22 protein-coding genes are annotated in these 21,707 nt (G+C 41.2%); 14 read left to right on the plus strand and 8 right to left on the minus strand.

Annotated elements, in window-relative coordinates; genetic code table 11:
* Window positions 1–843 precede the first annotated feature (843 nt).
* From B4G94_RS00390 to B4G94_RS00405, 4 genes are all read left to right on the plus strand, one after another.
* Window positions 844–1,218 carry a hypothetical protein gene (locus tag B4G94_RS00390; protein ID WP_286856482.1) on the plus strand — a complete coding sequence of 125 codons (375 nt, stop codon included), beginning with the start codon at window positions 844–846 and terminating at the stop codon, window positions 1,216–1,218.
* Window positions 1,219–1,233: 15 nt separating this feature from the next.
* Window positions 1,234–4,713, plus strand: a complete 3,480-nt coding sequence (locus B4G94_RS00395) for a SusC/RagA family TonB-linked outer membrane protein (protein ID WP_286856483.1) — start codon at window positions 1,234–1,236, stop codon at window positions 4,711–4,713.
* A 99-nt stretch (window positions 4,714–4,812) separates the two neighbouring features.
* Window positions 4,813–6,099, plus strand: coding sequence for a RagB/SusD family nutrient uptake outer membrane protein (locus B4G94_RS00400; RefSeq protein ID WP_286856484.1), 1,287 nt, complete (start codon window positions 4,813–4,815; stop codon window positions 6,097–6,099).
* Entirely contained in the window at window positions 6,100–7,302 is a 1,203-nt protein-coding gene (locus B4G94_RS00405) for a TlpA family protein disulfide reductase (RefSeq protein WP_286856485.1), read from the plus strand.
* A gap of 55 nt (window positions 7,303–7,357) precedes the next feature.
* Here B4G94_RS00405 and B4G94_RS00410 read toward each other — a convergent pair whose 3' ends face one another.
* The 3 genes from B4G94_RS00410 to B4G94_RS00420 all read right to left on the minus strand — a co-directional run bounded on the left by B4G94_RS00410 (window position 7,358) and on the right by B4G94_RS00420 (window position 9,536).
* Entirely contained in the window at window positions 7,358–7,579 is a 222-nt protein-coding gene (locus B4G94_RS00410; protein ID WP_145328470.1) for a hypothetical protein, read from the minus strand.
* A 494-nt stretch (window positions 7,580–8,073) separates the two neighbouring features.
* The gene (locus B4G94_RS00415; RefSeq protein WP_286856486.1) at window positions 8,074–9,084 is read right to left on the minus strand and encodes a helix-turn-helix domain-containing protein; all 1,011 of its coding nucleotides are present in this window, start codon (window positions 9,082–9,084) and stop codon (window positions 8,074–8,076) included.
* A 50-nt stretch (window positions 9,085–9,134) separates the two neighbouring features.
* On the minus strand, window positions 9,135–9,536 hold the full coding sequence (locus tag B4G94_RS00420) for a hypothetical protein (protein WP_286856487.1): 402 nt from the start codon (window positions 9,534–9,536) through the stop codon (window positions 9,135–9,137).
* A gap of 274 nt (window positions 9,537–9,810) precedes the next feature.
* On the opposite strand from B4G94_RS00420, the gene B4G94_RS00425 reads away from it, so the two are divergent.
* The 6 genes from B4G94_RS00425 to B4G94_RS00450 all read left to right on the plus strand — a co-directional run bounded on the left by B4G94_RS00425 (window position 9,811) and on the right by B4G94_RS00450 (window position 13,914).
* On the plus strand, window positions 9,811–11,004 hold the full coding sequence (locus B4G94_RS00425; protein ID WP_286856488.1) for a hypothetical protein: 1,194 nt from the start codon (window positions 9,811–9,813) through the stop codon (window positions 11,002–11,004).
* The gene (locus B4G94_RS00430) at window positions 10,967–11,413 is read left to right on the plus strand and encodes a helix-turn-helix transcriptional regulator (protein ID WP_286856489.1); all 447 of its coding nucleotides are present in this window, start codon (window positions 10,967–10,969) and stop codon (window positions 11,411–11,413) included. Before B4G94_RS00425 ends, B4G94_RS00430 begins: the two co-directional genes overlap by 38 nt.
* 615 nt (window positions 11,414–12,028) lie before the next feature.
* Entirely contained in the window at window positions 12,029–12,673 is a 645-nt protein-coding gene (locus B4G94_RS00435; RefSeq protein ID WP_286856490.1) for a DUF6266 family protein, read from the plus strand.
* Window position 12,674: 1 nt separating this feature from the next.
* On the plus strand, window positions 12,675–13,079 hold the full coding sequence (locus B4G94_RS00440) for a DUF5675 family protein (protein ID WP_286856491.1): 405 nt from the start codon (window positions 12,675–12,677) through the stop codon (window positions 13,077–13,079).
* Window positions 13,080–13,517: 438 nt separating this feature from the next.
* Window positions 13,518–13,754 (plus strand): hypothetical protein, encoded by a 237-nt coding sequence (locus tag B4G94_RS00445; protein ID WP_286856492.1) that lies wholly within the window; start codon window positions 13,518–13,520, stop codon window positions 13,752–13,754.
* Window positions 13,735–13,914 carry a hypothetical protein gene (locus tag B4G94_RS00450; protein ID WP_286856493.1) on the plus strand — a complete coding sequence of 60 codons (180 nt, stop codon included), beginning with the start codon at window positions 13,735–13,737 and terminating at the stop codon, window positions 13,912–13,914. Before B4G94_RS00445 ends, B4G94_RS00450 begins: the two co-directional genes overlap by 20 nt.
* 60 nt (window positions 13,915–13,974) lie before the next feature.
* Here B4G94_RS00450 and B4G94_RS00455 read toward each other — a convergent pair whose 3' ends face one another.
* The 5 genes from B4G94_RS00455 to B4G94_RS00475 form a co-directional block, all read right to left on the minus strand.
* Window positions 13,975–15,357: an MBL fold metallo-hydrolase gene (locus B4G94_RS00455; protein WP_286856494.1), complete on the minus strand. Its 1,383-nt coding sequence runs from the start codon at window positions 15,355–15,357 to the stop codon at window positions 13,975–13,977.
* A 160-nt stretch (window positions 15,358–15,517) separates the two neighbouring features.
* On the minus strand, window positions 15,518–16,147 hold the full coding sequence (locus B4G94_RS00460; RefSeq protein ID WP_286856495.1) for a Crp/Fnr family transcriptional regulator: 630 nt from the start codon (window positions 16,145–16,147) through the stop codon (window positions 15,518–15,520).
* A 12-nt stretch (window positions 16,148–16,159) separates the two neighbouring features.
* Window positions 16,160–16,573 carry a DUF6691 family protein gene (locus B4G94_RS00465; protein WP_286856496.1) on the minus strand — a complete coding sequence of 138 codons (414 nt, stop codon included), beginning with the start codon at window positions 16,571–16,573 and terminating at the stop codon, window positions 16,160–16,162.
* A 242-nt stretch (window positions 16,574–16,815) separates the two neighbouring features.
* Complete coding sequence (locus tag B4G94_RS00470) at window positions 16,816–17,373, minus strand: YeeE/YedE family protein (protein ID WP_286856497.1); 558 nt, start codon at window positions 17,371–17,373, stop codon at window positions 16,816–16,818.
* A 317-nt stretch (window positions 17,374–17,690) separates the two neighbouring features.
* A complete protein-coding gene (locus tag B4G94_RS00475) occupies window positions 17,691–18,092 on the minus strand; it encodes an ATP-binding cassette domain-containing protein (RefSeq protein WP_286856498.1) in 402 nt (133 codons plus the stop codon).
* Window positions 18,093–18,222: 130 nt separating this feature from the next.
* Between B4G94_RS00475 and B4G94_RS00480 the strand changes: the two genes are divergently transcribed.
* From B4G94_RS00480 to B4G94_RS00495, 4 genes are all read left to right on the plus strand, one after another.
* Window positions 18,223–19,032, plus strand: coding sequence for a sensor histidine kinase (locus B4G94_RS00480; RefSeq protein WP_286856499.1), 810 nt, complete (start codon window positions 18,223–18,225; stop codon window positions 19,030–19,032).
* Window positions 19,029–19,718 carry a LytR/AlgR family response regulator transcription factor gene (locus B4G94_RS00485; protein ID WP_286856500.1) on the plus strand — a complete coding sequence of 230 codons (690 nt, stop codon included), beginning with the start codon at window positions 19,029–19,031 and terminating at the stop codon, window positions 19,716–19,718. Before B4G94_RS00480 ends, B4G94_RS00485 begins: the two co-directional genes overlap by 4 nt.
* Before the next feature lie 158 nt (window positions 19,719–19,876).
* The gene (locus tag B4G94_RS00490; RefSeq protein ID WP_286856501.1) at window positions 19,877–20,701 is read left to right on the plus strand and encodes an SDR family NAD(P)-dependent oxidoreductase; all 825 of its coding nucleotides are present in this window, start codon (window positions 19,877–19,879) and stop codon (window positions 20,699–20,701) included.
* Window positions 20,702–20,740: 39 nt separating this feature from the next.
* Window positions 20,741–21,631, plus strand: coding sequence for a helix-turn-helix domain-containing protein (locus B4G94_RS00495; protein WP_286856502.1), 891 nt, complete (start codon window positions 20,741–20,743; stop codon window positions 21,629–21,631).
* The last annotated feature ends 76 nt before the right edge of the window (window positions 21,632–21,707 follow it).

Below are 21,707 nucleotides of genomic sequence, written 5' to 3' on the forward strand. Positions count from 1 at the left end.
GAAGCCGCTAAATTTTTCCCTATGAGTCGACCTTGGGTTCGCTTTCTATTGGAATTTTTTATCTTTGAAGATATAAGTCCAATAGGGCGATTCCCTTGTCAGTCTCCGGGGAACCATGGTTTTGATCATGGAGGTACTTAGCGGCACCACTAACGGAGCATTGGGATTCGCCTTATTGGTTTTTCGGCCAATTCGACCTTCTCCAAGCTTGAGAGTTCCATCGTTTGATAACCAAAATGAATGATTATGAAACGACTAGAAAACACACCCCAACAGTACCCAATCTACCTCCAGGAGGTAGGCCACTGGTACGCCCACGTCATTCCCATAAAGAACGCTATCCGTGCACCGGCATAGAATAATAAAATATTAAAAACCGAAACAGGAGAGGGCTGCTATCGCCAATTTGTAATGTGCCGATAGTGTACAAATAAGTATTCCCTCGTTGAAGGTTTTTCCGATCTGTCTGTTATACAACATTCCCTTGTGATCAGGTTAATAATAAATTTAATTGCTCTATTAGAGCCTAGACAACTTAAAATTAGCATTTAAAATTTATTCTTGCAAATAAATAAAGGAATTTTTGTATAGTTTTTCTATAAAATACAGGTCGGTTTTTTATCTTTCCCGATAGGAAGCAGCATAATTTCCCCCTAATCAATGCCTTGTAAATGTTTTGAGCTGCTTTTCGGGATTTTGTTAATTCTTAATTTGTGACACCTGCAAGGACTGTGAATTCCCTGCAATGACACCTCTTTGGAATGCAAATTTTTTGCAATGGGGGAAGGTATGTCCGATTCAAACGTTAGGACATCACCAAAGTCATCTTTATGAACCTTAAAAATGAATCAAAAATATTCAAATGTGCTCGCTTTAGAGTTTGCACTCTATGAAATTCATGATGCGGAATACGATCCCATCAAAAAGATCACTGACTTTTGGGAAAAATATGATCTTATCTGTATCCAAAATACGTTGCATTTACTATTGAAAAACCACACTGACAGCAATTACATGGATGAACTCTATGTAATCTGCCATAAGAAGGTCTTCTTAGCTGATCTATTCCGCCTATTGATCGCTTATTTTACGATACATACAAGTCATAGTAATATTAATGACGTTGACATCTTCGATGCTGAAACTACACAGATAAGCCGGGCTGAGCTAGCTGTCAGTAAAAGAATCCATAATTTTTTCTGTCTAATTAAAGAATAACTTAACAATAAGCAGATGACAAACAGATCAAATCTGGTGTCTGCCTTATTGGATAAGGTAGCACATCTGGCATCTATAAATGATGCTAGGAAAAATAATTCAAAAAAAGTTCAATTTGCATGGGATAAAAAGTACGCCCTCGATTGTATAGTATATAGCTTGAGGCAAATGATGTCGGCATGTACCCCTGTGCTGATGCCAAGGAGCGGAAAGGGAAAGTTTCATGTAAGGGCAATTCTAATCCTGTCCCTTATGATTTTTAGTTTCCATATGTTTAGTTTATCGGCTCAGACGCCCCGCAAGGACAGCGGGGCGGATGGGTTGTTTTCCATTAGCGGTATAGTCGTATCGTCTAGCGACGGTAAACCGATCCAGGGGGTATCCATCCGAGCCGAAGGCGAAAAGGGTAGGACCTCTTCTAATAAAGATGGATCTTTTATCCTGTCCGTTTCCAATCCTAAAGGTATACTTTCCTTCTCCCACGTGGGATACAAGCGTTTAGAAATTCCATATACATCCGGAGTATCATTGACTGTAAAATTGATACCACTGGAGAATCAATTGGACGAAGTGGAGGTGGTCTCTACGGGATACCAAAAAATTCCGAAGGAACGGGCGACGGGGAGCTTTGAGCTGATCAATAATAAGGTATTAAATAAGCGCGTTGGCGGTAATATATTAGACCGTCTAGAAAACGCTAGTGTAAGCCTTCGGATTGATAAAGATTATCAGTTTGCTGACCGATCGCCATATAATGCTACACCGCCCAACAACCTTTTAATGCGCGGCAGATCAGCGATATCAGGAACATTTAAACAGACAGTAGTATTGGACAATGCGATTTATGAAGGCGATGTACGTGATATTAATCCAAATGATATTGAGAGTGTTACGATCTTAAAAGATGCGGTAGCTTCGTCCATCTGGGGTACAGCCGGTGGCGGTGGCGTCATTGTGCTGACAAGTAAAAGCGGAAGCTACAGCCAACCTAGAAGGGTAAATTTTACGTCTAATTTGACATTTGCAAGCAAACCTGACATTTATAAGCTTCCATTTATGTCCAGCCCCAATTTTATAGATTACGAAAGATATCTATTTGATAATGGCTACTATGATTACTATTTGAATGACAGGAATAGTTACAGTACCGTGAGCCCGGTTATTGAATTGCTTGGTGCGTTGAGAAGTGGGAATGCGGTACAAAAGGATGTCGATAACGCCATCGAAAATTTTAAGCGATATGACGTCCGTGATGACTACAGCAACTATTTTTATAGAAACTCATTCCTCCAACAGTATAATTTGGATGTATCCGGTGGCAATCAAAAAATCACCTATTTATTCTCTTTGGGAACTGATATCAACAAAAATCAAAATATAGCCTCTAAAAATAATAGATATACGTTCAGGTCTTCGGTTAAGGCCAAGCCTATTGCTAATCTAGAGATCAATACGGACATAAGATACACAAAGGTACAAGCCAGAGATCAGAGTATTTTACAGACAATCTCATACGGTGCATCGGATGCAAATGGAAGTGAGTGGCCTTACCTTAAGCTGGTAGATGATAATGGTCAGCCAGTAGATGTGGACATTGTGCCGATACGAAAGGTTTATAGGGACACGGCTGGCAACGGGAAATTGTTGGACTGGCATTTCAACCCACTAAAGGAAATAAATGCGAACCATCAACTAGCCAATCCAAAAGATCTACTGATCAATTTTTCGGCAAGCTACAGATTGATCGATAACCTCAATCTGAACCTTGCTTATATTTATCAGAATTTTCAAAATCCGGTAGAAGACTGGGTAGGAATTGACTCCTATGCAACAAGAAATATGATCAATTTTTATTCTCAGTGGAATGATAATAGTGTATTAAAGAGACCAATTCCTGTCGGCGATCGTATGAACTACGTCAACGATAATACAGAAAGTCATACCCTGCGTTTTCAGGGGAATTACAGCTGGCTTTCCCCCAACCAGTTACATCGCATACAATTGCTGGGTGGCAGCGAGATAAGAGATAGGAAATATACCCGAAATGCAAATATCCTCTATGGTTTTAACCGCGAAAATCTAAACCATCTGCCTGTAGATTATACTTCGGTTTTTCCGATTTTGAATAAAGGTTATGGTGGCAGTACCATTGAGGATGGGGTGGATCTGATGCTACAGCAAAATCGCTTTGTATCTTTCTTTGCTAATGCTAATTACGAATTTAAAGAAAAGTATATCGTCTCAGGTAGTTTGCGTCAGGATGCCTCCAACATATTTGGAATCGGAGCCAATAACAAATGGCAGCCACTATGGTCCGCAGGTGTTTCATGGAGGATGGACAAAGAATGGTTTGCGAAAAATGATCACATTAATCAGTTAAAGCTTCGATTTACCTATGGATTCGCCGGTAGGGCTAATACATCATATAGTGCCTATCCAATTATTTATTATAATGGAGCAGACTCTTATACAAATTTACCGTATGGATCGCTAAGTTCTGCACCTAATCCTAGTTTGACCTGGGAAAAGATACAGACGATGAATTTGGCTTTGGATTTTGGTCTTTTTCGGAACCGAATTTCTGGAACATTCGAATACTACAACAAGAATTCAAAAGATCTGATCACAAATATTCCTATTGACCCTACCATGGGGTATGAATCGGTTACAAAGAATGGTGGTGAATTGCGGGGGAAAGGTTTTGAGCTCACAATTATGAGCCAAAATATCCGACATGGAAATTTTAGCTGGAATAATAAGCTGCTAGTGAGTAAAAATAGGACTAAAGTTGCCAAATACCCATATAAATGGTCAAGTCCGGCGACCTACGTGACTACTTCGGGTTCGGCAGGCGGTTTTCTGCGCGAAGGATTTGAAGAGGGAGCAGTCTTTGCTTTTGCTTCCGCGGGTCTTGATCCGCAGAATGGTGATCCGCGCGGTTATCTGAATGGTGAAGCGTCTACAGACTATAACGGTATTTTATACGGTTCGCTAGACAATATGAAATATATCGGACCTGGCCGTCCCGTTTTTTACAGCTCACTGGAGAACGAATTTTCGATCGGCAACTTATCCTTCGCTTTTAATTTGCAGGCTCGATGGGGACACTATCTATTTCGCAAATCTTTTTTTGAAATGGATTTCGCGCTCAATCGTGTGGGACATGATGATTATCTGAAAAGATGGCAGAATCCAGGTGATGAAGTCACAACGGTAGTCCCATCATTACAATATCCCTTGAATTCACTGCGAGATGAATTCTATAAAAAGTCCGAAGTACTGGTCATCAAAGGCGATAATTTGCGCCTACAGGATTTTTATTTATCCTATCGAATGCCAAAGCCGGGATTCTGTAAATCGCTTGCATTGACAGCCTTTGCCAAAAATATCAATTGGATTATTTGGAAAGCAAATAAGCTTAATATAGATCCTGAATATAGGGATGCGATTCCGCTGCCATTTACCTTGTCGCTGGGCGCTAAGATTGAATTATAATGGAATGTTTTAATGAAGTATAATATGAAACTAAATAAGATAATTTTTCTCCTAGCCTGCAGTTTTTTAACACTTGCAGGCTGTAATAAATATCTGGATGTGAAGCCAGATCAAAAAATGCTCATACCAAAGACATTGGCAGACTGTGATGCCTTGCTCGATAATAGAAGTACGATGAACTCAAGCTTTTCTCCCGTACCGGATATCGCTTCTGACCATTATTACCTTACTGCAGCCAATTTTAACGCAATGGCAAATAGTGAAGACCGAAATGCTCATGTATGGAATCCAATGACTGAACTGGCAACAAATCATTGGCAGGCTCCATATAAAGTGGTCCTCATTGCTAACCAGGTGCTTACTTTATTGAAAGATATCGATCGTAAAGCTAACCCTACGGATTATGATCGCATAAAAGGCGAAGCGCTGTTTTTTAGAGCTTATTCATGGATGCAGCTCCTGAATGTATTTACAGTAGGGTATGATGCCGCAAAGGCTAAGGATATCCTTGGCTTGGTTTTAAGGTTAAATCCGGATATTGACTATGTCGAATCTCGGTCTTCTCTTGAAGATACCTATCAGCAGATCAAAAGAGACCTGGAAGAGGCAGTGCCGTTACTTCCTGAAAAAATTGTAGCCAAAACCCGGCCAACAAAGGTTGCTGCTTTAGCAACCTTAGCCCGCCTGGGGTTAATGATGGGTGACTATGTGATCGCTGAAAAGAAAGCAAAAGAAGCATTGGGTATATATGCCGTTCTGATTGATTACAATACACTGAGCAAGACGGCATCTGCACCTTTTGTGCGTTTTAACGATGAAGTGATTTTTCATGCAGTCACTTTTACAAATCCCTGTATTAACCCGACAATAGCAAAAATCGATTCCAATCTAATCAAGTCCTATAAAAATGATGATTTGCGAAAGACGCTGTATTTCAAAAGCAATAATAACGGTACATACGCCTTCAAGGGAAGATATGATGGCGCTGTTAACGCATCAACATTTTGTGGGATCGCAACGGATGAGCTCTACCTAACCTTATCGGAAGCGCTAGTAAGAAATAATAAGATAGCGGATGCTATTGGATATCTAAATAAATTATTAAGAACTAGATATGTCAAAGATAGTTATCTGGATTTCAATTCAGCCGATAGAAAATCCGTCTTGAAAGAAGTGCTGGCCGAACGCAATAAATCTTTGATCATGCGCAACTTAAGGTGGATGGACATGAAAAGACTAAATCAAGACAGTGGATTTCAACAGACCTTTCGCCGTATAATTGACAATGACATTTATTCTATAGAACCAAATGATTTGTGCTACGCATTTTTAATCCCCAAAAAGGTAATAGAATATAATTCCTTAATAAAACAAAATCAACGATAGATGAAAATGAAAATAAATTTGCTGTCTCTAATAACCTTGTATCTGTTCAGTAATGTATACTTATACGCCCAGGATCAAGCTAATAAAACACTTCAAATTGGAGATAAATTTGAAGTTCATCAAAAGGTGAAAACGATAACAGGTGAAATCAACTTTACGAGTCTAAAACCTGATTTGATTATTATGGATTTTTTTATGACCAACTGTACGGCCTGTATCGAAGCTTTTCCAAAAAACAATAGGCTACAAGCAGCGTTTGGCAATGCTATAAAGATACTTCCGATATCACCGGAACGCAGAGCTGTAGTAAGTAATTTCTTCAATAAGAATGCATACACCAAAAATAACAAATTGGATGTCGTAGTTGAAGACAGCACTTTTAAAAATTTATTTCCGCATACAGGTTACCCTCATGTGGTATGGATTTACAAAGGAAAAGTTATAGCTATTACTGCTGGTGATATGGTTAGCAAAAAATCGATAGAGGAGATTTTGGCGGGTAAAAGTACAAAGGAATGGCCGATCAAGAATGATTTTGAGGAGCTCCAATTTTTTGATGATAACGCAGATTTGACCTCTACATTGTCGCCCTATAAGAATGGCGTACCGAGTACATATCATCGGGATACGATAGGAGATAAGATCTGGTACAGAATGGCTAATGTATCGCTTCTTCCCGCTTTGTATTATGCTTATTCCAATGTGAGAAAGCTACCCTTAATGAAAAAAGAAAGAGTGAAACTAATTGGTTTGGAGGAGGCAGATTTTTTGGATTACCAGGCCCAATCAAAATCACAATGGTTAAAAGATCACGGGTTTTGCTATGAATCTTTTTGGCCGATAACGTGGACGGAAAAACAGCGTATCAATGCGCTGGTAGCCGATATGACCAACAGGATGAGATTGAACGTGTCATTTGCTTTGGAAGACAGTAAAGTATGGTTGGTAACAAAACGGACGTCAAATAATATTAATAAAACTAGTGACGGCATGAGTATAAAAATGGTCTGTACACTTTTAGAAATAAACAATCCTGATTTTCCTCCCATTATTTTGGATGTCAATGATATGAGTGAAAAAGTGAAGCTCGGTGCGGTTACAGACTATGTGTCTTTTAAAAACAGTATGCAGGCAATTGGATTTACAGTGTCACAAGAGGATCGAAGGATTGAAAAAATTGTTGTTAAAAACTTAGCTAAATAAATGCAGAAAGGCCGAAGATATTTACTTCGGCCTTTAAAAAATTAAACTTGCGAGCTTAAGCTTTCAGTTTAACGTTTGTCGTATTACTGTGCGTATTCAAAGCGGTAACCATTTCGCTTAATAGATTTTCATCTATTTCTGGTTGTCCCGCACCATTGTCATTTGCAGTAATTGTACAAATGCGTTGGTCGCCGACACAACTAGGAGTACCGGAAGCTAATGAATAGCTACTTTCGTCTGCTGGCGCACTTTGATTGTTTAATTGAAATAAAGCCATTTTGCAAAATTTTAATTAGTCAATTTCTGTTAATTAATCAGATACAGCTGAGATATATCCGGTTTCACAGATCCTGCCGGGGCTGGCCGAAACGCCTCACTGGGCCAGTCCTTTTTGAGTATTGCTGTATCGTACCGCCACACGGGAATGTGGTAAACCTGCGCCCGTGCCGGTCACGTACAGGGCCGGCACAGCAACAGGTGGCTGCTTGCAAAAGCTCCATCTTAGCCAAGCCGGAGTACTTTCGCTGCACCAATTGTGAAGGCCATTGCCGACGCGGGGTTCTCAAATCCGCGGCGAATGGTTTCTCATTTATGGAATGTATCCTGACTCGTCCTGTACGCTGTATATGCTCTTGCTTGATCATACCTTCTAGTTTATAAATTCACCCAGTCCTAAGGGTGTATGGTTCATAATTCAAAGATAGATAGATCTCTCTCCCAAAATTTGACAGAATCCGTACGATGATTTGACAAAATCCGCAAATCTACGGGCTAGCTGGAATCATTTTCAGAGCATACCTGATCTTGGAACTGTGTTGGCGATAGCCCGGCCTCATTTTTGAAAAATCGGCTGAAACTGGAAGTTTGACCAAAACCACATAGGTCTGAAACGATATGTACGCGTAGCTTCTGACGCAGCAGGTGCTTTGCCTTTTTTAGCAATTCCCGATTACGGTATTGCAATAGCGTTTCTCCATAGCGCTGCATATGGTATCTGTTGAGCTGATCTTGCTGTATATGCAGGCTGTCAGCGATATCTTTGATCAATACCATTTCCTCGGTTTCAGCAATGCGCTTGCTGATCAGTTCTCTCGCCTGTTCGACCAGAAGATCATGGTGGCTCAACAGCCCCGCGGCTTTCTTCATTTTATTTTTGCTCAGGAGGAGCAGTTCCTGAATTGTGTGAAGGATAATGCTTTGGGGGATCAGTGGTTTTTTGTTGAGCTCATCCGTCAATTCAGCAAATATCCGGCGCGTCTGCTCCATAGCTTCAAAGTCAAGGCTGACGCGGTAATGTGCAAGTTTGCCTTTGTGTGCGGCGATAAGGCTGGCGAGATACTCAAAGCCGGAAACTCCGCCAATATGCAGCAGATCCAAAGGGAGTGTAAACCCTTGGATATGATACCTGCCGGGTTCAAATTTTAGTGCAATTTCAGTTTTAGGGGCATAGAAAAATGCACCGTGCCGGGGCCGGAAGATAAATTCATCCTTGACCTGTGGCTGGCTGTACCGTATCGGAGTACGGCCGTTGAGGTGGTAGAGCAGATGTGTCTGTGGACTACAGATCTCAAACTTGATCGTCGTTGGGCTGGTTACTTCCAGTTGGTAACTGTAGCTTTCCAGATTGCCTGTCTGTAGGTACTCCTCAAAAAGACGGATCTGATTATTGCAAAGCAGTCGGGCCTGGCTACCTGGTAGCCGCTGATGAAAGGATTTTGTGAGCGTGTTCTTGCTCACAAAATCCATTTCTGCTTCTATCAACTTGAATGATTCGGTTTGCATATAGCTGTTGATTTTGGGGAATTTCCACGTTGGTTTCGGAGGAACGTGGATTAGCTACTTGTTGCATTCCGGTAAACAATGCGGATAGAAAAATAACCTGTCGGCAATAAGCTGCCTACGACAGGTCGGTCACTGGATGAATTGTATCGTGAAAGGATGATGTCCTTTGGTGTGTCTTCCTTCTCATCGACTGAGCTGCTGCTCTTTTGGAAGTCAACGGCAAGACCGTTGTTCCAGCTGTCGGCGATACCAATGCTCAGGGAGGTGATGAGTGCTGCGGACATCGTGTTCAGATACTGGATCTGACTGGCGCGAAGGGCAAAATAAGCCAGCATAAAGCCGACGAAATCGCTCATCACAAAATTGATCATGTACAGACGCTGTGCATAATCGCTCGATAAAACTTCTTGTTGCAGGTCAAGTACACCCGGCATGTCAAATGTTCTTTTCATATTTTCTGTTTAATTAAAAACCACAAATAAATCTGTAAAAACTGCATAAAACAAGCCCTTGGATGAAATATAACAGGATTTTGCAAATTTTGACAAAATGTTTCAGCTAGAAAATATTGGTAATGAAAAGAAATTTTGTAAATTTGAGATAAGTGTTTTTTTGCTGGATTGATTTTAGGGGCTGATAACATGAAATTAAACAGCCTGATCAAATCCCTCTAAAAGCCGCCTGTATTAATGTTTGAGCCAATGACCGATTAAATGTTCCGTAACTATGCTATCTCAAAAACTAAAGAAAAGTAAAAGACTATTTTCGTATTTATTAAAAGATACTTCGCTCAGATGGAGAAGGATCATGCATTACGTAGTTTACCTTTTCTTATGTAGCATCTGTTCGCTATGGATAAATTTGGGATCCGCTGGGCTCGACTCGGCCGAACGCATGGCAAGTAAGCGCTTTATACCGGTTTGGATCGGTACCGTTCTGCTGCTGTTGGTCTATGCTATTCTGATAAAATATATCCATACCGCATTGGTAGTCCGACAGCGGTTCTCATCCAATGCAAAGCTGAATTTTATCACCTATTTAGTGTACGCCTCATCCATTATCCTGGCCATTCATGGCCTTATACTCGAGGTTTTATTGCCGGATAGCGAAGGCTTGGTCTTGCTATCGTATGCCTACCTGACGACGGACTTCTGGTTTTTCTTTCCGCCAGTGTTCTTGTATATCCTTTTTATCCATAGGTTTCCCGAATGGGCTCTGATACAATGGCAGCCCTATGGCCAGATAACAATCCATATGACAGCACCAGAACCTGCGGCTACAGTGAAACCTAACAAATTGTTACTACAGCTGGGATCAGTAGACAACGAACATCAATCGGCGGGTGAAAATCAGGATTCTTTTGTTCAGATCGGCAAGGGTGGAACGGCTGATTTGCCCGAGGCCACCGGACCGTCAGATCCCGACGCGGTACCGCAAGATGATGAGGTATCATCGGATCCCCTGCTGGCTTTATGGCAGCGCGATCGGAATAGGCCGGCATTGATGGTATACTTGCTGCGTCAGTTGAAGGAGGAAGAACTCCCGGAGCAAAATACGATTAAATGCCTACAGGCCGTAATCATCGTCAAAGAGCAGCGCTCGGCGGATGTGTATAGGAACGATGGTAAATTTTGCCGTATCGATGTCACGACTAAAGTATTGCGGGCAAACCCCTGGCTGGTGAAGATAAGCGCAAAAGTATATGTCAACATGCTCTATTTTCGGGTGCCTGTAAACCGCCCGACTGAACTGGAACTCAATGAGAGTGTCAGAAGTGAGCTGCAGCGATTATTGCCTGAGGAGAGGTTTAGAAAGCTGGTGACGCCCTCACGTGCTTTGAGCAGCAATATAAATGAATTTTGGGGAATATTAAAAACACTGGATGAATCAAAACTGGACGAAGGGTTTAATCTGGTGTAAAACGGATGTATTGTATAACGCTGTGGTAATGGCGCTGCTGCACAATGTAAATTGTGTGATGCAGCGGGTTTCGGCGACCGGCATTTTTAATTGCGTGGTCATGTTAAATTTAATGAATCGCATATGCGACCTTCTGGAGGTAATAGTTTCTTTGCTACAGGCAATCTTGGGATATATAACAGAGGAAATGAATAAAATTCCCGAGGAACCGGCGGATACACCTGCCGAATTGGACCGTATGCTTGAAATCAATGAAGTACTTGATAAATTGGGCATTTCTGAATCAAAGTATTATCGGCTGGTCCGTGATGGAAAGCTCAGGCCGAGGAAGCTCGGCAAGCGGCATTATTACTACCTGTCTGACTTGCATGAGCAGCTTGAGGAGAGTAGGCAAAAGGGGAGGATTTAGTTTATTCGAAAGGGGAGCCGACTGGCTCCTCTTTCTGGTTGCGCGCCTTTGCCAATGCCGGTTTGTAAATAGTTTTCTTAATCGTCGGGTGATGTGCTTGATTACCGGCAAAGATTTGTTGATATTCGGCTGGCTTTCGACAGCGCTTCGACTCTCGTTCGGGTTTCCTTCGGCTCCGCTTCGGGACTGCTTCGACTCATGTTCGAGTCTCCTTCGGGTGGGCTTCGGGAGCTGTTCGGCTCGGCTTCGACTTCCAGCCGAACAGCACCCGAACAGCAGCCGAGGCGGTGCCGAACCTGTCCGCAACAAGGACCGAACATAACCCGAAGGACGGCCGATAACTGCCCCAATCGTCGCCGGGAAATCGGCCGCGAGCGGAATGACAGCTCCCAGTTTTTTCGCCTGCCGGATACCTTGAATGGCTATGCCGGTCTCCTGTCAGATGCTCCATATATTGTTCAAACCTGACAGGCAATGACAGCTCTTCCAATCATTTAAAATCATTCCCTGTACTTTTTCGCTCAAAGCCAAAAGTACGCTTAATTTAGCTCTTGCTAGCAAAATAAAGACTGCGCATGCCAGTCGTAATTATTTATAAATCAAACATGTATAGACATGGCAAGATTCTTAAAAGGTATACACGGTGCCTACTCTGGGAAAGTAGGAAGTGTAATAGGAAGCAGTTGGAGAGGTGTGGATTATGTCCGCTCACTCTCCAAGATTACAAACAAAAAAGCAAGCGAAGGACAGATCGCTCAGCGCGCTAAATTTGCGATGGCAGTAGCTTTTCTGTCGCCGATCATGGACTTGCTTAACCTGGGCTATTCGGACAAGCTCCAGGGCAAAGCAACGGGCTATAACAAGGCGCTGCAATATCTGCTGAACAATGGTGGTGTCACCGGCACTTATCCAACGCTGGAAATCGATTATTCAAAGATCGTTATTGCCAAGGGCTCATTGTCCAACCTGATGGCGCCGGAATGGTCAGAGCCTTTTCCGCAGGAGATAGCGCTGACCTGGACATCGGAGCTCAACAAATACAACTCCTTTGCGGATGATTCGGTCATTCTCCTGATGTACAACAAGAACAAAAATTTCTTTAGTATTCTGGAGTCTTCGACCAGAACGGATGCAAGTCTGAGTTTTACGCTACCGGCCAGCTATGCGGGTGATGTGCTCGAAGGCTGGGTCTTTACCGGTCACCGGGATGGCGTCAAGACCTCACCGAGTTTGCACCTTGGCGAACTAACCATTAGCTAATATGGCTGTCCAACAAACCCTGCTGCTCCTACGAAAGTATGGAGCACAGGGAACTAATGGAACAATCAGCTATCGGGGTGAGCATATCTGCCACAGCATCGAGCTGCCGGATCATAACAACCTCCCGCGGATCAGCTGTATTCCGGTAGGCCGGTACAAGCTGGAAAAACGGCGCTATCCTAAGCATGGGGAGCAGATCGGAATTCCCAATGTGCTGGGACGCGAAGCGATCCTGATCCATGCGGCCAACAATGCATTGCGCGAACTGCAGGGCTGTATCGCTCCAGTAACTACGCTAACCGGTGAGGGTACGGGGGATTACAGCGGTAAAGCGCTGGCTAAGCTAAAAGCACTGGTGTATAGCCTGTGGGATAGGGGTGATGAGGTGTATTTGAATATTCGATAACAATTGGGAGGACATGAATTTTTCGCTGCATTCCTTTGTGCTATCTTCTTAGCAAGATGACGGCATAAATCAAACTCGCTGTGCTCGGACAGTGATTTATGCTACCGTCATATTGCATCAGCGATAGGCAGTCGGAACGTTATGCTGTCAATTCTTTGTCCTCCTATATTGCTCGAATATAGAGGGCGGTGATGGGGCGAAAGCTATATTTCTATCCCTGGCCCTTCATATTTATCGAAGCGAGTTGTTGGGAAAGGACAGGATGAGGGATCAGTAGCCTCAAATTCCGACTGCAAATTGATGAAGTCCAAGGGCGTTAAAAATGAATTCATGTTTGAAAGAAGTGAGTTTGAATTCATTTAGCCTTTGGGCAAAAGCAATTGCACCAAGGAATATAGCGAATGATCACTCATCCTGTCTATTTAAGAAGTAAAAATCATGAAAAAAATCTTAAACAAAATAGGAGCAGTGCTGCAGGTGGTCCTGCTGGCGCCGGTCAAACTGCCGGGAAAAGCCGGAAATATATTAAAGTATATTGCATTGGGACTGGGGATCGTGGAGCAGGTTTTAGAAGAGGATAAGCCACCGCCAGAACAGTTGGATCGGCCTGAAGCCAAAGGTGATCAAAGTAATATCGTCTTGGAGGAAAGGAGGGATGGGGATGAAACTAAATGATATCCGTATCTCAACAATCGGTGGCACACTCTGCTCCATCTGGGCCAGCATCTCGCTGGGCGACGTACTGCAGACGGTGCTGACTGCTGTCCTGGGTACGCTGGTGAGCTTTGCTACGAGCCGGTTGCTGGGTAAATGGTCAAAATTCAAACGAAAGTAATGTTTTAAGTAATGCCAGGGGGGATCAATTCCTGGCATTATACACAAGCTTTTATTACCACTACATAACTGATTGCTCCATCCATTCTTTCATTCCGGCAGAATAGGTTTTTACATTTTTAAAACCATATTTAGCTAAAAGGGATTGGGCAATCGTAGCTCTATCACCACTTTGGCAGTGAATAACGATTTGTTTGTCTTTACTGAACTTGTCTAAATGATCAGGTAATGTGCCTACGAAAACATTGTCCGCTCCCGCTATATGGTACGTATTATACTCGGAACTACCTCTCACATCCACGATCTGAGCTTCTGGATTACTGATATAAGATTTGAATTCTTCGATACCGATAATGTCTCCGGTTTCCAGTTCCAGTCCTAAATCTTCCACATTGGAAATATATCCGTAGATGTTATCTAGGCCTATCCGCATCAGTTTTCTGGTCAGATCTTCGATTTGATGATCGTCGGCAACTAAAACGAACTGTTCCTGATAATTGAGTAACCAACCTGCCCATGTGGAAAATGAGTTGTTGCCCTGAATATTGATACTTCCGGGAATAAATCCTTTGGCAAAATCTGTTTTTGCGAGTACATCAATAACTTTAAGTCCGTTGTTATATGCTGTCAGAAACTGTTCTTTGGACAATTTAGGATGTTTCGGAACCTCAACCAGTAGGCTGCGGTTTACTTTGTTCAGATGCTTCATCATCGCAAAATACTTCGGCGGTTCCGGCTGACCCTCTAACAGGTATTTTATAAATCCGGCTTCGTCATTTTCGTATTGAAAAGCCCAGTTGCGAATTTTTTCGTATCCTACCGTAGAACTCGGCACTGCGCCCAAAGCTTTACCACAGGCCGAACCTGCCCCGTGGGCCGGCCATACCTGTATATATTCCGGTAATTCGGCAAAACGCTTAATGGATTGGTACATCTGCTTAGCTCCTTTTTCCTGTGTACCGATAAGCCCTGCCGCTTTTTCCAATAAATCGGGACGGCCGATGTCGCCTACAAAAACGAAATCTCCTGTGAATACCATAACCGGTTTGTCCGTCGCCGGATGATCCGTCAACAAAAAGCTGATGCTTTCTGGTGTGTGACCAGGTGTGTGCAATACTTCCAGGCTAAGATTACCTACGTTAATTTTATCTCCGTGCTTCAATCCTACATGCGGAAATTGATATTGCCAATCCTCGCCACCTTCGTCCGAAAGATACATCTGGGCTCCTGTTACCGCGGCCAATTCTCTCGATCCACACAGGTAGTCGGCATGGATATGTGTTTCGGCAAGGTGGGTAATTTTCATGTTGTTTTGCTTTGCAATTTCCAGATATACATCAATATCTCGTTGAGCATCAATTACGATGGCTTCACCTTTAGCCTGACAACCTATAAAGTAACTTGCCTGGGCTAAACTTTTATCATATACGTGTTGAAAAAACATAATGTTTAAGATTTTAAATTTTACATTACAAAATTATAAACTGCTTATATCCTATACAGTAACATATGTTACAAGACTATTTTTTTATAATAGATAAAAGTTTATGTCCAAACAATGGTGTTTTAGCACCATTAATGAAGCATTTACTGGATCCATGGCGTTAGTTTAACAATTCTATGCTATTGCGGTTTAGTTTTATTTTACCTTCATTTTCCAATGCTTTCAGTAATCGTGAAATTACCACTCTCGAACTGTTCAGTTCGTAAGCAATCTCCTGGTGGGTTTTAGTGATAATACTCGAATTGTTGATCTTGCTTTTTTCCAGGAGATAGCTGTAAAGGCGTTCGTCCATGTGCATGAAGGCAATATTGTCTATTGCTGCCAGCATTTCATTAAAACGGTTGTTGTAACTTTTAAAAACAAACGCACGCCAGCTTTTATATTTACCCATCCATTCTTCCATTTTACCAATTGGAATCATAGCTACCAGACCGTTATTTTCTGCCACGGCACGAATTTCACTTTTTTTATCACCCATACAGCAGGTAAGTGTCATGGAACAGGTGTCGCCTTTTTCTAGGAAGTATAACAGAAGTTCGCCGTTATCAAAATCTTCCCGCATGATTTTAATGGCTCCCTTGATCAACAGGGGTATGGTTTTTATGTACTTGCCAATATCGATCAATACATCGCCTTCTTTAAATTCGACAATTTTAGCGACAGAAATGATTTCTTCAATTAATTCTTTTTCGAATATTCCCCGATAGGTTTCACGGATTAACTCTTCCATATCTATTTTGATTTAATGTGGTAGTTTGTTTTTTATCAGACCATAGAACCAAGTACCTAATAGTGCTCCTAAAATTACGACTAAAATTGGGATATAGTCAGCTCCGGTCAATACAAACATTGGACCCGGACAAGCTCCTGCCAATGCCCAGCCTAAACCAAAAAGAATACCGCCGATTAAATAGCGTGGAATACTTTTGTCTTTATCTGCGATGACAATAGGATTCCCATTCACGTCTTTTACTTTGTTTTTTTTGATGTACTGAACAATAATAACCCCCACAGCTAAAGCTGTTCCCATTAATCCATACATGTGAATGGATTGGAACTGGAACATTTCATAAATTCTGAACCACGATGCGGCTTCGGATTTGTACATAACAATCCCGAAAAATGTTCCTATAATAAGATAAACTATGTTTTTCATTGTTTTTAGAAATTAAAATTTGTTATTAGATTTAATTGGTTGTAATCGCTTTTTTGTGCAGCCAATTGTATGTTATGCTCGTTTTTGTTTTGTTGCCATACATATAACGGAAGGTTTTTTCAAGTCAGATAAAAACAGCTGTAAGTAAATATCACGGAAACATCTAGCTGAAAATTTTGCGTGGTTTTCTTGTGCCATTATTGGTTGAGAAAGTTTAGTTACAACCAGCCGTTTCATTCGTGTTAAAAAATTAAAGGAAAAATAAGATGGACCATAATCAACCCGCCAATGAAAAATCCAATGGTAGCAATCAACGACGGTAACTGTAAATTACTGATACCTGATATCGCGTGTCCAGATGTGCAGCCACCTGCGTAACGTGCTCCAAAACCAACCAATATGCCTCCTATCAATAGTAGAGCGAATGTTTTAGGATCTGAAAAAGCTTCCGGTCCAAAAAGTTCTCTGGGTACATACGCTTTCCCTGCACTTTCAAAACCTATTTCCTTTAAATGCTCAACTGTTTTTGGATTTAGATCTGGTGTCTGATTATCAGATAGATAAGTTGAAGCTACAAAGCCGCCGATGACAGCTCCGGTCATTACCAATAAATTCCAGCGTTGTGCTTTCCAATTAAAACAGAAAAAATCACAGGTTTTATCGGCACCGCACATAGTGCATAGTGTTCTTAAATTGGACGACATTCCAAAATTTTTACCTATATAAAGCAAGATACACATCGTCAATGCAATCAATGGTCCGCTAACATACCACGGCCAAGGTTCTAAAATCCATTCCATAAATTATATTATTTATTTATTTTATTGTTACAAATTTCAGCTTATAAAAAGAGATAGTCTGTTACATCGGTTACACAAGACTAAATACCTTCACCTTTCATCATTTTATTCCAATACAGATATATGATGTTCTGAAATAGAAAGTGTCAGATGGTAAAAAGATTGGCTGAAACAGCGCATGAACGAACTATTAAAAAAGTTGTATTGTCCAATCAATTCATGATTAGAAAATCAACGGATAAAAGAAATATAAAATCCAGTGGAGCTAGTACGATAAAGTTCCTTTAGATTCTAGTTGAATGATATCCGTATTTCCGCTATAGGATGTACTGTAGGTCTTCGATCTGTAGTTGTAGCTCGTCTTCCCGGACCACGAAGATGCAAAAATGGTCTTTTTGATGTGGCACTGTGTAAGCATGTAAATTTAGCGCATCCAGTTCTCTGAGTTTCACAGTACCGGAGTCTGCCTCTTGCAATGTTGCTATTGTTCTCATTAGTGTGGATTTTCCGGCACCATTTGGCCCTAACAAACCAAACATTCCCTGAGGAATTTCTAGCGTTATATTTTGTAGTGCTTTTATATCATTTGGATAGGTTTTTGAAAGATTTGAAATACTAAGATTGTCCATTTTGATTCGATTTGTGTTGAACAAACCTATGATCACTTTCAGTCCCGGTAAAATAAATGGGACGAACTGTTCGACATTTGGGGCAAACATGGATAACGGGGACTTAAAGTGCTTTCATCATGTATTTTCATACGTTCAAAACCTGCTATCGATTGTTTATCAACTTATTTTTACCGACAGATTTTAATGATTTACTTTTGTGACTATGATCTTAAAAAGAATGAACAAAAGGACGAATATGCTTACAGCGAGTGCTGTGGTTTTAGCAATAACACCAATCATAGTCATATTCTTTATGGTATTAGCATCGAAAAAAGAATCTGTGGTTCTTTTCGAAAATTTCAGTTCGAAAATCAGTATTCCAATTATTGGTTTCTATAGCTTGCTCTGTGTGGCTTTGATTTCTTTAGGAGTTTATTGGTTGATCAAACAGATTGTGTCCATCATTAAATTAAAAAATGAAAAAATGAAAGCGGAATTGATGCTGCTGAAAAGCCAGGTGAGTCCACATTTCTTTTTCAATACACTCAACAATTTGTATGGCCTGGTGGTAAAGGATCCTCAAAAAGCGCAAGAATTGATCTTAAAACTTTCAGATATGATGCGTTACAGCATCTACGAAGGCGAAAAGGAAAAAGTACAGATTCAGGAAGAAATTGAATTTTTGGAAAACTATATCGAACTCCACAAAATGCGTTACCATAAGCTGATAAACGTCGATTTTCAATATAATATTGATGAAAATCGAACAGTTACTCCCTTGCTTTTTATCATACTTTTAGAAAACGCTTTTAAACATGGCGTGGAAAATTTGATAGAGAATGCTTATATAAAAATGAATTTAATAACTTCACAAAAAGAAATCTGCTTCGTCATTGAAAACAGTTTTGAAAAAAGAGATAGAGAATCCGGAATTGGCCTAAAAAATCTCAAAAGGAGATTGGAATTAATTTATCCAGATCAACATGAATTGACTTTTTCCGTGAATGAAAATATTTATAAAGTAACACTAGTGCTCAAACAATTATGATCAGTTATTTAATCATCGACGATGAACATATTGCCCACGATATCATTAAAGGATATTGCGATTTGATACCAAATATGCGTTTGATGAAAAACTGTTATGATGCGTTGGAAGCCCTGGAATACTTACACAAAAATGAAGTGGATTTAATCTTTTTAGATTTGAATATGCCTGTTTTAAAAGGTTTTGAATTTTTGAAAACCTTGCAAAGCCCACCAATGGTAATCGTGACAACAGCTTATCAGGAATTTGCGCTCGAAGGATACGAGCATAATATTTCGGATTATCTGCTAAAACCATTTGGTTTTGAACGGTTTTTAAAAGCTGTTAATAAATCGATGAGTTCTATCGGTCAAAAGGTTCCCGCTGAAAAAGATGACGTTCCAAATCGAATCTTTGTTCAAAGCAATAAAAAGCACATTCAACTGGAAACAGAAAACATTTTATACATTGAAGCAACGGGCAACTACACCAAAATAATAACCCTAACCGGGCCTATTACCATTCGTGAAAAATTCTCTGCTTTTTTGGAACAGTTACCTAAAAATGATTTTGTACAGGTACATAAATCATTTGCAGTTGCCCCTAAGCAGATCAACAGTGTGGAAGGCAACATGATTTTTATATCAAATTATCAGGTTCCAATTGGAAAAATTTATAAAATGAATATGCTTAAATTGTTAAAGTAGTTTCTCTATTTCCCTTCTTCTCAAAAAAAAACATTTTTCTTGGCTTCATAAAAACGTTAGAACCATTGACCTCCGTAAATCTGTGCTATTCTTCAGCTGAAATGAGTTAGTCTCCCCGTACCAATAACGGTAATTTTGGATAAACAAAAAGAATAACGATGAGCAAAATAGTTTTTATAACAGGAGCTTCCAAAGGATTTGGAAAATTATGGGCTGAGGCCTTACTTCAACGGGGCGATAAAGTTGCCGCCTCAGCAAGAAATATTGCTGCACTGGCAGATCTGAAAGCTGCTTATGGCGACAATATACTCGAAGTGAAATTGGATGTGAACAACCGTGAAGATGTTTTTGCCGCAGTTAACAAGATCAAAGACCATTTTGGACGCATCGATGTGCTGATCAACAATGCGGGATTTGGCTTATTTGGTACCACCGAAGAAACCTCCGAACAGCAGGCCCGTGATCAGATGGAAACGAACTTTTTCGGATCTTTGTGGGTGGCGCAGGCTGTATTGCCGATTATGCGGTCACAAAAGAGCGGTCACATTATTCAGGTTTCCAGTTTTCTTGGACTTACTACGCTTCCGTTATTGGGTTTATACAATGCTTCGAAATTTGCCGTAGAGGGATTGATTGAAACAATCGGTTCGGAAACGGAGCACCTGGGTATCAAAACGACCTTGATTGAACCCAACGGTTTTGCAACAGACTGGGCGGGAGCATCTGCCGCTCAAACTTCTTCGGATATTACGGATTACGAGCCCGTGCGTGCAGCCTTTGCAGCGACCGGAGACAATCCCGCTATTTGGGGCAAACCGGAAGCTACAGTAGCACCTGTGCTAAACATTATTGACAGTGAAAATCCGCCCAAGCGCATTTTGTTCGGTAAAATTGCCTATCAGGCCATGAATGATGTGTATACGCAAAGGCTTGAAGACATCCAAAGCTGGAAAGAGGTCAGTATTGCAGCGCACGGACATTAAAAAACAGAATATTTTCTAACTTTAATAAAATGAAAACCGATGCAACATTATAGAACCCTGACAGAATTACACCTGGGCAATCTTTGGGACGCTCCGCAGCATCCACTCTTCAGCATGGTCAGCTGTCTTTCCGATTGTAAGCTGGGGGATAGGGAATTTACCACCGACTGTTATGTGATCGCGTTCAAGAAAATTAAATCCGGCAATTTGATGTACGGCCGTACGCGCTACGATCACGATAACGGATGTCTCTTCTTTGCGAAACCGCGGCAGATCATCGAGATGAAAAACCTGGAGTTCGAAGAAAGGGGCTATATGTTGATGATTCACGAAGACTACCTGCATGGGCATGAGCTGTTCAAGGAAATTGAAAAATACAGCTTTTTCGATTATGAAGTGAACGAGGCGCTGCATCTTTCCCCAAAAGAGGAACAGCTAATTTTGGAACTTTACGCAAAAATCCAGGACGAATACGATAATAATCCGGACGAATACAGCCGTGAAATTATGCTGAGCCATGTTTCCTCCATCCTGAAATATGCGCAGCGCTATTACAAAAGACAGTTTATTGATCGGGCGCAGGTGATCGGCAAAACAGCATCCAAGTTTAACGATCAGCTTCGGAATTATGTAAATCAGGGCCTCCTGGCGAAAAGCGGCCTGCCCAATGTGGCCTTTCTGGCCGATCAGCTCTTTGTGTCGCCACGCTACCTAAGTGACCTGCTGAAGCAGGAAACGGGCAAGACGGCCATGGAGCTGATCCATATTTTTATGATTTCAGAAGCGAAGAACTTACTGCGGCTGGGCGAAAAAGGTATTGCTGAAATTGCTTATGAACTAGGCTTTGAAAATCCATCGTATTTTACCCTGCTTTTTAAAAAGCAGACGGGGATGAAACCGCTGGAATTCAGAAAGTCCCAGCTGAACTGATTGATTCCAATGTTACTGTTTAAATTCACCGGAAATAACACGATTTTCCTGTGACTCCACGCTGCTATTCATATCG

This window comes from Sphingobacterium sp. UBA7625 (assembly GCF_002484085.1).
Taxonomy (GTDB): Bacteria; Bacteroidota; Bacteroidia; order Sphingobacteriales; family Sphingobacteriaceae; genus Sphingobacterium; species Sphingobacterium athyrii.

Excerpts from the sequence above, each read along its gene's own strand:
- B4G94_RS00440 (WP_286856491.1), top strand. The coding sequence starts at position 12,675 with ATGGCTGTCCAACAAACCCTGCTGCTCCTACGAAAGTATGGAGCACAG.
- B4G94_RS00430 (WP_286856489.1), top strand. The coding sequence starts at position 10,967 with ATGAATCAAAACTGGACGAAGGGTTTAATCTGGTGTAAAACGGATGTA.
- B4G94_RS00460 (WP_286856495.1), bottom strand. The coding sequence starts at position 16,147 with ATGGAAGAGTTAATCCGTGAAACCTATCGGGGAATATTCGAAAAAGAA.
- B4G94_RS00420 (WP_286856487.1), bottom strand. The coding sequence starts at position 9,536 with ATGAAAAGAACATTTGACATGCCGGGTGTACTTGACCTGCAACAAGAA.
- B4G94_RS00485 (WP_286856500.1), top strand. The coding sequence starts at position 19,029 with ATGATCAGTTATTTAATCATCGACGATGAACATATTGCCCACGATATC.
- B4G94_RS00415 (WP_286856486.1), bottom strand. The coding sequence starts at position 9,084 with ATGCAAACCGAATCATTCAAGTTGATAGAAGCAGAAATGGATTTTGTG.
- B4G94_RS00445 (WP_286856492.1), top strand. The coding sequence starts at position 13,518 with ATGAAAAAAATCTTAAACAAAATAGGAGCAGTGCTGCAGGTGGTCCTG.
- B4G94_RS00455 (WP_286856494.1), bottom strand. The coding sequence starts at position 15,357 with ATGTTTTTTCAACACGTATATGATAAAAGTTTAGCCCAGGCAAGTTAC.
- B4G94_RS00465 (WP_286856496.1), bottom strand. The coding sequence starts at position 16,573 with ATGAAAAACATAGTTTATCTTATTATAGGAACATTTTTCGGGATTGTT.
- B4G94_RS00495 (WP_286856502.1), top strand. The coding sequence starts at position 20,741 with ATGCAACATTATAGAACCCTGACAGAATTACACCTGGGCAATCTTTGG.
- B4G94_RS00390 (WP_286856482.1), top strand. The coding sequence starts at position 844 with ATGAATCAAAAATATTCAAATGTGCTCGCTTTAGAGTTTGCACTCTAT.
- B4G94_RS00450 (WP_286856493.1), top strand. The coding sequence starts at position 13,735 with ATGGGGATGAAACTAAATGATATCCGTATCTCAACAATCGGTGGCACA.
- B4G94_RS00395 (WP_286856483.1), top strand. The coding sequence starts at position 1,234 with ATGACAAACAGATCAAATCTGGTGTCTGCCTTATTGGATAAGGTAGCA.
- B4G94_RS00480 (WP_286856499.1), top strand. The coding sequence starts at position 18,223 with ATGAACAAAAGGACGAATATGCTTACAGCGAGTGCTGTGGTTTTAGCA.
- B4G94_RS00425 (WP_286856488.1), top strand. The coding sequence starts at position 9,811 with ATGCTATCTCAAAAACTAAAGAAAAGTAAAAGACTATTTTCGTATTTA.
- B4G94_RS00435 (WP_286856490.1), top strand. The coding sequence starts at position 12,029 with ATGGCAAGATTCTTAAAAGGTATACACGGTGCCTACTCTGGGAAAGTA.
- B4G94_RS00405 (WP_286856485.1), top strand. The coding sequence starts at position 6,100 with ATGAAAATGAAAATAAATTTGCTGTCTCTAATAACCTTGTATCTGTTC.
- B4G94_RS00410 (WP_145328470.1), bottom strand. The coding sequence starts at position 7,579 with ATGGCTTTATTTCAATTAAACAATCAAAGTGCGCCAGCAGACGAAAGT.
- B4G94_RS00490 (WP_286856501.1), top strand. The coding sequence starts at position 19,877 with ATGAGCAAAATAGTTTTTATAACAGGAGCTTCCAAAGGATTTGGAAAA.
- B4G94_RS00475 (WP_286856498.1), bottom strand. The coding sequence starts at position 18,092 with ATGTTTGCCCCAAATGTCGAACAGTTCGTCCCATTTATTTTACCGGGA.
- B4G94_RS00470 (WP_286856497.1), bottom strand. The coding sequence starts at position 17,373 with ATGGAATGGATTTTAGAACCTTGGCCGTGGTATGTTAGCGGACCATTG.